Origin of the sequence: Vibrio sp. 1159 (assembly GCF_033340395.1) — a bacterium.
Taxonomy (GTDB): Bacteria; Pseudomonadota; Gammaproteobacteria; order Enterobacterales; family Vibrionaceae; genus Vibrio; species Vibrio alginolyticus.
On sequence record NZ_JAWOWL010000019.1, the window covers coordinates 61,577 to 73,607 of the forward strand.

Here is a 12,031-nt window from a genome sequence, read left to right on the forward strand (position 1 = left end):
AAGAATTACAACCTTTGGTAAGGCGAGCCTTTTCTCAGAAAGTAATTGAGATATCATTACCAATAATTATCAGCTCAAAATAACCGTATCAATCCATGCTTTACAAACGATGAACGGTCACTTTCCGAGCACAAATTGATACAAAAGGTTTTCGTCTTGCTACGCCAATTAGCCCTTGCTCTGTTGGGCTTTGTCTTATCCTACCAAGCATTTGCGCTTCATAATGCAAATGCAATCTTTTACCCTTTGCCAACTCAGGCAAAGGGTACTTTTATCGCGGCTAAAAAGTTGTTCTTGGGTGAAAAGGGCGGTTTGTGGATTCATGACGTACACGGACGAGTCCTGTTTTACGATGGTCAAACTATATTACCTAAATCAGGTAGCTTCCTACAAACGTCGGCTAAGCAGTTGGCTTATCATAAAGGTGCTTTTTGGACCTTTATTGAAAATGAGGTCTATCGAACCTATCCAAATCAGGAACGACGTTTAGTCTTTAGTTTAAATCCAGGCTCACAAATAAGAAAAATAGGGTCTTCAAAGAACTATATTTGGGTGAGTGATGGCGCGCATTTCTATACCTACAATATCGACACTAGCGAATTAAACTCTTTCTCTCTATTGCAGCTCTATCAACATAGTAATAATAGCTACGTTTACATTAATGATGCGGTGCTAGTTGAAACGAAGTGGGCACTAGCAACGACTTCCGGCTTCTATCTTTCTGAAGGTGATAAGTTTGACCATGTCGCTGCCTCAGGTCAAAACTACATTGAGAAAGTCTATTATTCACACACGCGAAGAGAAATTTTGATAGGTACATTGCGTGGCGCTTTAATTTTCAACATTTACCAGCCTGATAAAGAAGTGATTAGAATTGGCGGCTCACATGTTTTGACATTCGCAGAGACAAATCAAGAGTATTGGGTGGGGACAGAGCATGGCCTTTATTTGTACTCATTTTTTTCAGGTGAGGTCACCGAAGTCGCGCCTGCAAGTTTTCTTGAGTTAGAGTTAGACAACACGAAGATTTATTCGTTGTTGAGCGACAATATAGGAGGGATGTGGATTGCGACTAACCAAGGTATTCGTTATTACTCGCTATTTAGTAAAAAATTTGAACGAGTGACCTTTAGTAGTTATGACTCACACACCCTATCAGGACGAATTCGGCAAACTATTGAAGGTCCTGATGGTGCGCTTTGGTTTGCTGATGACCGAAAGATTTATCGTTCAGGAAAGAGTGGGATTAACCAAGTCTTAGAGTTGGAGTCGCAGATCAATGAATTTGCGTTTCAAAACGGCATGCTTTGGCTTGCAACCTCAAAAGGGCTGGAAATATTTGATCTAAATGGTCTCAACAAGATTACATTTCCTTATTTACAGGTTATGGCCGGACATGCCGTAGAGCATGTGACCGTTGATGGTGATGACCGTCTTTGGGTATCAAGCGGATACCATCTTTACAATGTTGATACTGCTGCACAAAGCGTACGAAACTTTGGAAGTGAGTGGCTAGTAAGTCAGTATTTGCCTGCTAAGGTTACGCGCCTATATGATATTGAAGATGCCCTATTAATAGGCACCGATCATGGCGTATACCAATACAGTAATGACAACATCCAGTTTATCCGTTTTTCAGAAAAGTTTGGTGAATCATTAGACATGACCACGGCGGTTGATGGCAGCCAGTGGTTTGCTTCATCTTATGGTGTGTTTAAAACTGATACACGAAGCGATGAAAAACGTGTTGTTGAAATGAGTGAACCCAACGCCAGACCTGCTTGCTTGATCAGAGACAGGCAAGGTGTATGGTTAGCTTCCTCTGTCGGTTTAAGCTATTACCACCTTTCGGGTGAGTTAGTGAAACATTACTCATCGTCATCAGGCTTAATGAACAATGAGTTCCTCCCTGGTATTTGTAGCGTTATACAGCAGACAGAAATTGGTGAGCGAGAGCTTGTTCTGGGGTCGAAGTACGGACTCGTAAAAGCAGAAGCATCCAAGCTGCTTGTATCTAATCCCCCAGAGTCTAAGTTTATTGTTAGCCAAGTTGTGCTTGAAAATGAAGTTCTGCAAGTTGGTAGTGCCGATCTGAATGGGCTCACACTGCCATATGGATCTTCGCTGAGTTTTTTATTCGGTGTGATGCCAAAACCAGACAGTCAAAATTTGTACTATCGATTGAACAACGATGACCCATGGCAAACGTTAGAGGGGGGCCAACTGACACTCGAGCACCTTAGTTCCGGTGAATATCACTTGCAGGTCAGTAATGCGTCTCAAGTTGCCGCTGGAGTCGTTGGTTTAGAATCTCACTTTATCGTCCTTCATCCTTGGTATCTATCGCGATTTGCTATTTTAGGCTTTGTCGTAGCTAGTATTGCGGTCGTCGCATTACTTGTTTTCTGGCGCTCTCGCTACGTTGTACAGGCTAACCGTGATCTAGCAGCTCAAGTGACTCTCAAAACGAATCAGTTAAGAAATCAAAGTAGAGTGTTGCTTACGAGCAACCAGCAATTACGTAAACAGATTCAAGTTAGAAACCTACTCGTAGACCATGTAGCTCTATCCATAAAATCAAGCGTCGACTTTATTGTGGCGAAACTACCTATGCCTCTGGACACTGCGACAGAGGATCATTTGGCTAAAACGAATTGGCAGTTAAATGAACTCAAAAGCGTTCCAAGTGATGTAAGTGGTGGGAGTCAGAACTACGACTTGAGTCAGATAACTCAGTCAGTGGTTGATGTATGGCAAGATGACTTTGCAAAAGCGGGTATTTTGGTAGAGCTAGAAGATGAGAGCAAGCAGAGCCGGGTTGCTCTGGAAAGTTTTAATCTTGATGTTATTTTCAATAGCATTTTTGCCAATATCATCAAGCGCTCTTTCCGAGGTCAAACGGTTAGAATTATGCTAGAAAAGGGGCATGATATTGTGTCATTGAGCTTTCTTGATTACGGGACGCAATTACCTAATAAAGTCGCGACTGGGCTTCCATCTAACTTAAATCACTCTGAGTTGAGTATTGACCACCTTGCCCAACTAGTGACAACGAGTGGTGGTTATTTGGCTGTCTTCTCTTCTGATGCTCAAAACAAAGTCGAGATTACATGGCCATCTGCGAAGGAAAGGAGTTATCTGGATGAACCGCAGCAAGAACTCAATCCTGTAACTATTGCAGAAGATCAAGTCACACCAGAGAAAGAGTGGTTGCAAAAAGTCTATCAATTAGTGGCAGAGCATTACCATGATCCTGAATTTGGCACTGCGTCAGCCGCTAAAATGCTGTATATGTCTGAACGCTCTTTGCAGAGACGTTTTAAATCTGCCTCGTCAAGAACGTTAAAAGACTATGTCACAGAGGTTCGTTTGGAAACGGCGTGTGAAAAGTTATTGGCGGGTGAGAAAATCAGTGAAGTCGCCTTTAACTCTGGCTTTAATGATCCATCTTACTTTAGCCAAAAGTTTAAGCTGCATTTTGGTTTGCCCCCATCCAAGTTTGCTTTGACTCAAGAAAGCCAAGAAATTAACTAGAAAACCTTCATTATACGCTCCCTAGTTAATAGTTAAGATGCTGGGGAGCTGCATACAGTGCTCTATTATTGCTGCAGTTGCTAACGCAGTAAGTTTCATTGTTTCTTCATCACATCTAGCCTACAAATCCATTCTCAACACGTAAGCACGATCACGTTCTATCTGTTAGTCGCGATGTTCATAGCAATAAGCATAAATGGCTTCAAGAGAATGATTTACTGATAGTTGCAACAAATAAATGACAGTTGTATTGCTGTATCAAAAGAGCGTTGTTCATTTGGGGGAGTGATGGCATGCGACATTCGTGAAAACGAAAACTGTGTTGAAAAGATGGATAAGGTAAAGAAGTTTTGAAAGAGGTGAAAAAAATATCGTGGTATAGCCGGGGGGACTATACCACGGGTGTCAAGGACACCTTCGCTTGCTGCCGGAGTGACATGTTGCCATGCCACCTCTGGAATTTATTAGAGAGGTTGCCCTCTCGATGGAGTAACTATACGAGAGGTTACTTATTTTTCTTATAAAAATAACGCCATGTTTATATGAGAAAAGCGACAACGTTTTGTTTTTTAATTAACCCACTGTTTTAATTTGCATTTTTTGTTTTCTATCTTGGTTTGTGACATTTTTGTTTCGTTAGGTGTCATTTTTAATTGTTAATTTTGACGTAAATAACGAGAGGAAATTTACGAAGTTAACGTTTGAAAGCGTGAAAACATTTACGGAATCTTTGATTTCACACAAGGATTGAAGGGGTATAGGGGAGTAATATTGGCAACCTAAACTTATTAAATAATAATATTTCTCATTAGCAATACTCTTAAGGGCCACTATGAAGTTATCAGAGATTAATCCTGGCGATACGGTGACGATTCGGTTGTTAGATGGTCTTTCATCAGATATCAGAAAGAAACTCATGGTAATGGGGCTGCTTCCCAATACAGAAGTCAAAGTGATTCGACGTGCGCCAATGGGCGATCCTTTACAAGTCGAAGTCCGTGGTGTGTCTGTCGCATTGCGAGAAACAATTGCTCAGAAAATTGAAGTGGAGCGAGTGTAATGCAATATCAAGTGCTAACCGTAGGTAACCCTAATAGTGGTAAAACGACGCTATTTAATGGTTTAACTGGCGCAAAACAGCAAGTTGGTAACTGGGCAGGCGTCACGGTTGAAAAGAAAACGGGACAATTCAAGCATGCTGGGGATGAGTTTTTGCTCACTGACCTTCCGGGTATTTACTCATTAGACAGTGGTAATGATAGTAATAGTATTGATGAATCCATCGCATCGCGTGCGGTTCTAACTCATCCTGCTGATCTCATTATTAACGTGGTGGATGCTACAAGTTTAGAGCGCAGCTTATATATGACGCTGCAACTTCGCGAACTTGGTCGCCCTATGATTGTTGTCCTCAACAAGATGGATGCGCTAAAGCGTGAACGTCAGATGATTAACGTTGCAGAGCTTGAGAAAACGTTAGGTTGTCCGGTTGTCAGTTTATCTGCAACCAATAAAACTCAAGTGGCAGAGTTTAAAGAAAAGCTCCATAAATCCATCGTTCAAGGAGTGCCACTTAAAGAATTGTCTTTGCATTATGGTGAGAAGATGGAGTCGGCAATTCAAACGGTTTCCGCACTTTTTAACGACCAAACCGTCGCTCATCGTGCACTAGCGATTCGTGCGCTTGAAAAAGACACAATGGTGCTCAATAGTCTTTCTGATATTGATAGAAGCAAAGTCTTGGAAGTCATTACGACGTTAGATTTGGATATCGATTTGCATGTCGCGGATACTAAGTACACGCATCTGCATGAACAGTGTAAAAAAGTTCGCCGAAGCGAAGGCAAGTTAAGTCGTAGTGTGACTGAAAGACTCGACCAGTTTATTTTGAACAAGTGGATTGGAATTCCTTTCTTCTTTGTTGTTATGTACCTGATGTTTATGTTCTCGATTAACATCGGTAGTGCATTTATCGACTTTTTTGACATTGGTGTGGGCGCATTGTTGGTTGATGGTGGGCATCACTTGTTAGACGGTCATTTGCCTGTGTGGTTAGTGACGGTTCTTGCTGATGGTATCGGTGGTGGTATCCAGACGGTTGCAACCTTCATTCCGGTTATCGCGTGTTTGTACCTGTTCCTAGCGGTACTTGAGAGCTCAGGTTACATGGCTCGTGCAGCATTCGTACTAGATAAAGTGATGCAGAAGATCGGCCTACCGGGCAAAGCATTTGTACCGTTGGTTCTTGGTTTTGGCTGTAACGTTCCGTCAATCATGGCAACTCGTACTCTAGACCAAGAACGTGAGCGTAAACTGGCTGCATCTATGGCGCCATTTATGTCATGTGGTGCTCGTCTGCCTGTATACGCGCTATTCGCTGCGGCATTCTTCCCAGGTTCTGGCCAGAACATTGTATTCGCACTTTACCTACTTGGTATTGTGGCAGCGATCTTCACAGGTCTTTTCCTTAAGCACACGCTTTACCCAGGTAGCAGCGATAGCCTAGTGATGGAAATGCCAGATTACGAGCTTCCGACGCTACAAAACGTGGTGATCAAAACTTGGCAAAAGCTAAAGCGCTTTGTACTTGGTGCAGGTAAAACCATCGTTATCGTTGTTGCTATTCTGAGTTTCTTCAACTCATTGGGTACTGATGGCAGTTTTGGTAATGAAGACAGCGAAAACTCGGTGCTTTCTAAAGCTGCGCAAGTTGTAACTCCAGTATTCGCGCCAATCGGTGTTCAAGAAGATAACTGGCCAGCGACGGTAGGTATCATTACTGGTATCTTCGCAAAAGAGGCGGTAGTTGGTACGCTTAACAGTCTATACACGACGCCAAGTGACGGTGAAGACGCAGAATTTGATCTAATGGGCAGCCTAGAAGAGGCAGTAATGAGTATCCCTGAAAACTTAGCCGGTTTGAGCTACTCAGATCCACTAGGTATTGAAGTGGGTGACTTAACTGACTCAAATGCCGTTGCCGAAGAACAAGAAGTCGATGCTTCTATCTTCGGTAACATTAAATCGCAGTTTGCTTCTGGCAATGCCGCATTTGCTTACCTAATCTTTATCCTACTGTACACTCCTTGTGTGGCGGCGATGGGTGCTTACGTACGTGAGTTTGGTCATAAGTTCGCACGCTTTATCGCGGTTTGGACAATGGGCTTGGCTTACCTATGTGCGACGTTCTACAACCAATTGACGCATTTCGCAGATAGCCCAGTAACAAGTGGTATTTGGATGGCTGTGATCGTAGCTATCTTCTTTGGCACATACCGTGTGTTCAAACAAGTTGGTAAGAAACAAAACGGTGCATTAGAGGCGCAAGTAGCATGATTTTAAAAGAGCTTTATCAATACATTGCAGACAAAGGAACCGTCTCCCAGTCAGATCTGGCTAAACAGTTTGGGATGAGTGAAGATGGCGCCGACGCGATGTTAAACGTGTGGATTAAGAAGGGCAAAATTAGCCGCCTAGTCGACACTAATAAAGCTCATGACGTGACTCGTGTTCGCTACTCAGTGACTAAACAAGATGGTTTGTCTCTGACAGTCACCATGTAGCGACTATCAAAATTAGTCACCTAAAAATTATCACGTAAAAACGACAAAGCCGCATCAGCAATGATGCGGCTTTTATTTTGCTGGTTATTGTTTGTGAATACAGCGAAATTAATGTTCTTCAGAGTGTTTAGTCGCGCCTAACTCTAGGAACTTTAAACCAAGACTTAAAACTAAAATCGAAATAGGTAATGTTAAGATCGTCCAATCTAAGCTGTCGAAGTTAATCAGCACGAGCTCTAAGAACTTCACAAACAAGATCACGATGATGACTTCAGCCAAAATGTTTTTTAGATGGCCGATGTTTGGGGTTCTGATCCAATGCAAAACCGACTGCTCTTGTGTTTTCGCTTTAGCTTTGTTGGAAATAAATAGTGTGTAGATGCCGTGAGCAAAGATGAACAAAACTAGTGCGACAAGAAACGTATCCAGTGACTTGATCAAATAAGCGATCGCGATGTCTGCTTTATCTAAATGTGCGAGTGCTTCTGGAGGTGTTTGATTGAGAATGAAGACCGCAAATGCCGAATAGGTTTTTGCTGCACCCATAAGAAAAAGCAAGAATGAAGCAGCCATAGAACAGATAATGGCGATCCAGCTGACGTATCGGAATGTGTTGAAGACTTGTTTCATGATGACCCTCTCTAACTGAGCTGGTAGTCTAAACAAGTTTTATTTTAGTGATAATCCCAGAAAAATGAGAAAGATTGTTACAAATACGTATTAATCTTTCTCTGTCTATTTCAGCCGTATTCAAAGGCGAATTATTTTCGCTAGCAGTGCTTATGCTTTTTGGAAAATAGAACTCAGTGACAGCACATTTTTAATGCGACCAAGCAATTCGTTTTGCTCTTCTTCTGTACGGAATTCACCTTTGGTGTTACCCCAAACCGGTCCCGGCCATGCTACGTCATCTTTGAAGCGAGCAATATGGTGAATGTGCAGCTGTGGCACCATATTACCTAGCGCACCAAGGTTTAGCTTGTCTGGACGGAATGTTGCTTCCAGTGCTTGGCTTACCGCTTGAGACTCTAGCAAAAACTGTTGCTGTTCTTGCATTGGCAAGTGGTGAAGCTCTTTTAGGTTTGCACGTTTAGGGACCAAGATAACCCATGGCACGGCGTTATCTTTATGCAGAAGCGCCACACACAGTGGGAAGTGGCCGATAACGGTGGTGTCTTTTGCCAGTTGAGGGTGCAGTTCAAAACTCATTATGTTGTCCGATTTGAATTGAATGACATCAGTATACGCCAGATAAAACAAAAGGTTGACGCTTTCACGTCAACCTTTGTCATCATTTAGCTTGTGCTACTTAAGCTACCTACGTAAAAGCGGATTACATACGCTCTAGAGTATCAATACCTAGTAGAGACAGACCTTGCTTGATGGTCTTCGCTGTTAGCGCAGCTAGTTTCAGACGGCTTTGTTTCACAGCTTCGTCTTCAGCAACTAGGATAGGGCACGCTTCGTAGAAACTAGAGAACTGACCTGCTAGTTCGAATAGGTAGCTACACATGATGTGCGGTTGGCCTTCGCGAGCGACAGATTGAACCGCTTCTTCGAACTGCATAAGTTTAGCAATAAGTGCTTTCTCTTTCTCATCAGTGATTTTGATGTCGCCTTGGAGAGCGTCCATAGCAACACCAGCTTTAGCGAAAATAGAAGCTACGCGAGTGTATGCATATTGCATGTATGGTGCTGTGTTACCTTCAAACGCTAACATGTTGTCCCAATCGAACACGTAGTCAGTCGTACGGTGTTTAGATAAGTCAGAGTATTTAACCGCTGCCATTGCAACTGTTTTAGAGATCTTCTCTTTTTCTTCCGCATCTAGCTCAGGGTTTTTAGATTCGATCAGTTGTGCTGCACGAACTTCTGCTTCATCTAGAAGGTCGGCAAGGCGAACGGTACCACCCGCACGAGTCTTGAATGGCTTACCATCTTTACCAAGCATCATGCCGAACGCGTGGTGCTCAAGAGATACTGACTCAGGTACGTAGCCTGCTTTACGAACAATTGTCCAAGCTTGCATTAGGTGCTGGTGTTGACGTGAGTCGATGAAGTAAAGCACACGGTCTGCGCTTAGCTCTTCATAACGATATTTTGCACATGCGATGTCTGTTGTTGTGTATAGGAAACCGCCATCGCGTTTTTGAACGATAACGCCCATTGGTTCGCCATCTTTGTTCTTGTATTCATCTAGGAATACAACTTGCGCGCCATCATCTTCAACGGCAAGACCTTGTTCTTTTAGGTCTGCAACGATCTTAGGAAGCATGTCGTTGTACATGCTCTCGCCCATCACGTCGTCACGAGTCAGTGACACGTTTAGACGGTCGTAGTTGCGCTGGTTTTGGATCATGGTTACATCAACGAGTTTTTTCCACATTTCTGCACAGTACTCGTCACCGCTTTGCAGTTTTACCACGTAGTTTCGCGCCTTTACTGCGAACTCTTCATCTTCATCGTACAGCTTTTTCGATTCGCGGTAGAAGCCTTCAAGGTCCGCAAGTTCCATAGAAACTTCGCCAGACTCTTGTTGTACACGCTCAAGGTTTGCGATAAGCATACCGAACTGAGTACCCCAGTCGCCGATGTGGTTCGCACGGATCACTTTGTGACCTAGGAACTCAAGAGTACGTACTACCGCATCACCGATGATGGTTGAACGTAGGTGACCAACGTGCATTTCTTTAGCAACGTTTGGTGCAGAGTAGTCGGCAACGATAGTTTGAGCTTCGTCTGCTGCAACGCCAAGACGTGAGTCAGCCAGTGCTGCTTCCGCTTGTTTTGCTAGGAACTCTTCGCTTAGGAAAATGTTGATGAAACCAGGACCAGCGATTTCTGTCTTGCTTGCAATACCATCTAGGTCTAGAACATCCAGTACTTTCTGTGCAAATTCTCGTGGGTTAGTACCCAGTTTTTTAGCAACGCCCATTACGCCGTTTGCTTGGTAGTCACCAAATTGTGGCTTTGCTGATTGGCGTACTGCCGCAGGACTGCCTGCAGGTGCGCCAGCGGCTTCTAGAGCCTGAGATACTTTGTCATTAATAAGTGCTTGGATATTCACACGCGTTTCCTTCAATTCAAGGACGAAGAACTCGGCGAAGTAAGTGCCGAGTTCTGTTGGAGTTCACAAAAATGGGGCTAATGATAACAACTTTATTGCTTTTCATACAGAGAGGAATTGGGGAAATTTATACTTTTTCGATTGAATGGAAATGTGGTTTGGTTTGAGTTTACTATTGCGCTCAGAGTAATGAGATAAATCGCCCCAAAAGAGAGCCACAATGACGACTCAACTAGTTGAAAAACGCCTAGCGCCTAAATTGATGATCCAAGATCTGGATGCATTTATGGCGAAGATTGAAGAGCTTGCATCCCTGTTAAAACTGGATCTGAGCTTTGCTCAAGCTGACCATATTGCGCTGCGAATTAATGATACTGAAACAGCAAAAGCCGCGCATGAAGCATGGAATCAATACGGTAAGGTGATTTCACAAGCGAAAATCAACGGTCGCCCAATCATCGTTATCGAATTCGATAAAGCGTTGGAAAGTCGTGGCTGGAAGATTGAGTGTCTGGAACTGCCATACCCTGCGGAAGGCAAAATCTACTCAACTGAAAGCTGGGAACATGTGGAGTTTGTTATTCCGTCTCATGCCGAAACTGCAGACGAGTTTCTTGCTGATTTGAAACACACTTACCCAGCGTTTGGGGCGCGTTTTAATGAGTTGGAAGAGCTGGGTGTGAAGATCAAACTGTCGAGCCCGAAAGGGGATGGCGAACGCTTGAACAACCCAACGGTGGCGTTTAAGTACCAAGACATTTGTATCAAACTGCACCCGCATTCACTTAAGCGTATTGTGGAGTCTGAGCAGGCTGAATAAGCAAGTTTTGAACGACTAGAAAGAAGAAAGGTTTGCAAATGAGCAACCCTTTCTTTCATTCAAAAGCGATGAACTTAAAGGATCACTGTCTTATTCCCATAAACAAAGACGTGGTCATTGATCACTTTATTCAAAGCCTTACTCAATACGTTCTTCTCTACATCGCGTCCCGCTTGCGCCATATCTTGGGCATTGAATGTATGGTCGACAGGAATTACGTCTTGCTTGATGATCGGCCCTTCATCTAAATCATTAGTCACGAAGTGTGCTGTTGCACCGATGATTTTCACACCGCGATCGTAAGCTTGTTGATATGGCTTCGCGCCAATAAAAGCAGGTAAGAAGCTGTGATGAATATTAATGATTTTGTGGTGATATTTCTCAACAAACGTCGGCGTTAATACGCGCATGTATTTAGCTAGCACCAAAAAGTCAGCATCGTATTGATCGATCACTTCTAGCATCTTCTGCTCGTGTTCTTCACGGCTAAGGTTTTCATGGGTCACATGGTGGTAAGGAATGTCGAAGCGTTCAGTGAGAGTTTGCAGTTTGTCGTAATTCCCCACCACAGCGGCGATCTCAACATCTAGGCTTCCATCGTAGGTTTTCATCAGAATATCGCCTAAACAATGCGCTTCTTTTGTGACGAGAATGACGATGCGCTTACGGCGAGAGCCAACCAATTTACGCTTAGCACCTTGCGGGAGAGCTTGGTCCAAGTCGGCAAGAAACGTTTGATCGTTGAAGTATCCCTCTAGCTCCGTTCTCATGAAAAAGTGGCCACTGGTATTATCAACAAATTCGTTATTGTGAACGATGTTGAGTTGGTGCTTGTAACAGATATTAGTAATTTTCGAGATGAGACCCGGGGCGTCAGAACAGTGGGTCAACAGTGTTTTCTTTTCCATAAATCAGGTACTTCCATGCATTAATATTTTAGCGTACGAATTTGTTATTATTCCCTGGCGGGTGTAACTGTACTGCCATGTTTCACCATAAATAATCTATTCTTACGTTGGTTTCAACAAAATATCCTTGTGTCGCCGC

At 43.3% G+C, this 12,031-nt stretch carries 9 protein-coding genes; 5 read left to right on the forward strand and 4 right to left on the reverse strand.

Translation table 11 applies throughout. From position 1 onward, the window contains the following. Positions 1-156 precede the first annotated feature (156 nt). From R7127_RS15535 to R7127_RS15550, 4 genes are all read left to right on the forward strand, one after another. Complete coding sequence (locus R7127_RS15535; RefSeq protein WP_318142044.1) at positions 157-3,534, forward strand: helix-turn-helix domain-containing protein; 3,378 nt, start codon at positions 157-159, stop codon at positions 3,532-3,534. Between the two features lie 832 nt (positions 3,535-4,366). Next, the gene (locus R7127_RS15540) at positions 4,367-4,594 is read left to right on the forward strand and encodes a FeoA family protein (RefSeq protein WP_005382190.1); all 228 of its coding nucleotides are present in this window, start codon (positions 4,367-4,369) and stop codon (positions 4,592-4,594) included. Then, a complete protein-coding gene (gene feoB / locus R7127_RS15545; protein WP_033906911.1) occupies positions 4,594-6,870 on the forward strand; it encodes a Fe(2+) transporter permease subunit FeoB in 2,277 nt (758 codons plus the stop codon). The genes R7127_RS15540 and feoB overlap by 1 nt, the downstream gene beginning before the upstream one ends. Further along, a complete protein-coding gene (locus R7127_RS15550) occupies positions 6,867-7,097 on the forward strand; it encodes a FeoC-like transcriptional regulator (RefSeq protein ID WP_005382192.1) in 231 nt (76 codons plus the stop codon). The genes feoB and R7127_RS15550 overlap by 4 nt, the downstream gene beginning before the upstream one ends. Positions 7,098-7,205: 108 nt before the next feature. Here R7127_RS15550 and R7127_RS15555 read toward each other — a convergent pair whose 3' ends face one another. From R7127_RS15555 to argS, 3 genes are all read right to left on the reverse strand, one after another. Further along, positions 7,206-7,727, reverse strand: a complete 522-nt coding sequence (locus tag R7127_RS15555; protein ID WP_005382193.1) for a YqhA family protein — start codon at positions 7,725-7,727, stop codon at positions 7,206-7,208. A gap of 150 nt (positions 7,728-7,877) precedes the next feature. Continuing rightward, positions 7,878-8,306 carry an HIT family protein gene (locus R7127_RS15560; RefSeq protein WP_005382194.1) on the reverse strand — a complete coding sequence of 143 codons (429 nt, stop codon included), beginning with the start codon at positions 8,304-8,306 and terminating at the stop codon, positions 7,878-7,880. Between the two features lie 124 nt (positions 8,307-8,430). Next, positions 8,431-10,164: an arginine--tRNA ligase gene (gene argS / locus R7127_RS15565; RefSeq protein ID WP_025517318.1), complete on the reverse strand. Its 1,734-nt coding sequence runs from the start codon at positions 10,162-10,164 to the stop codon at positions 8,431-8,433. 220 nt (positions 10,165-10,384) lie between these two features. Between argS and R7127_RS15570 the strand changes: the two genes are divergently transcribed. Beyond that, the gene (locus R7127_RS15570) at positions 10,385-10,984 is read left to right on the forward strand and encodes a VOC family protein (protein WP_017634806.1); all 600 of its coding nucleotides are present in this window, start codon (positions 10,385-10,387) and stop codon (positions 10,982-10,984) included. 74 nt (positions 10,985-11,058) lie between these two features. Here R7127_RS15570 and purU read toward each other — a convergent pair whose 3' ends face one another. After that, entirely contained in the window at positions 11,059-11,892 is an 834-nt protein-coding gene (gene purU, locus R7127_RS15575) for a formyltetrahydrofolate deformylase (protein ID WP_005382206.1), read from the reverse strand. Positions 11,893-12,031: the final 139 nt, after the last annotated feature.

Excerpts from the sequence above, each read along its gene's own strand:
- R7127_RS15540 (WP_005382190.1), top strand. The coding sequence starts at position 4,367 with ATGAAGTTATCAGAGATTAATCCTGGCGATACGGTGACGATTCGGTTG.
- R7127_RS15570 (WP_017634806.1), top strand. The coding sequence starts at position 10,385 with ATGACGACTCAACTAGTTGAAAAACGCCTAGCGCCTAAATTGATGATC.
- R7127_RS15560 (WP_005382194.1), bottom strand. The coding sequence starts at position 8,306 with ATGAGTTTTGAACTGCACCCTCAACTGGCAAAAGACACCACCGTTATC.
- R7127_RS15555 (WP_005382193.1), bottom strand. The coding sequence starts at position 7,727 with ATGAAACAAGTCTTCAACACATTCCGATACGTCAGCTGGATCGCCATT.
- feoB (WP_033906911.1), top strand. The coding sequence starts at position 4,594 with ATGCAATATCAAGTGCTAACCGTAGGTAACCCTAATAGTGGTAAAACG.
- purU (WP_005382206.1), bottom strand. The coding sequence starts at position 11,892 with ATGGAAAAGAAAACACTGTTGACCCACTGTTCTGACGCCCCGGGTCTC.
- R7127_RS15550 (WP_005382192.1), top strand. The coding sequence starts at position 6,867 with ATGATTTTAAAAGAGCTTTATCAATACATTGCAGACAAAGGAACCGTC.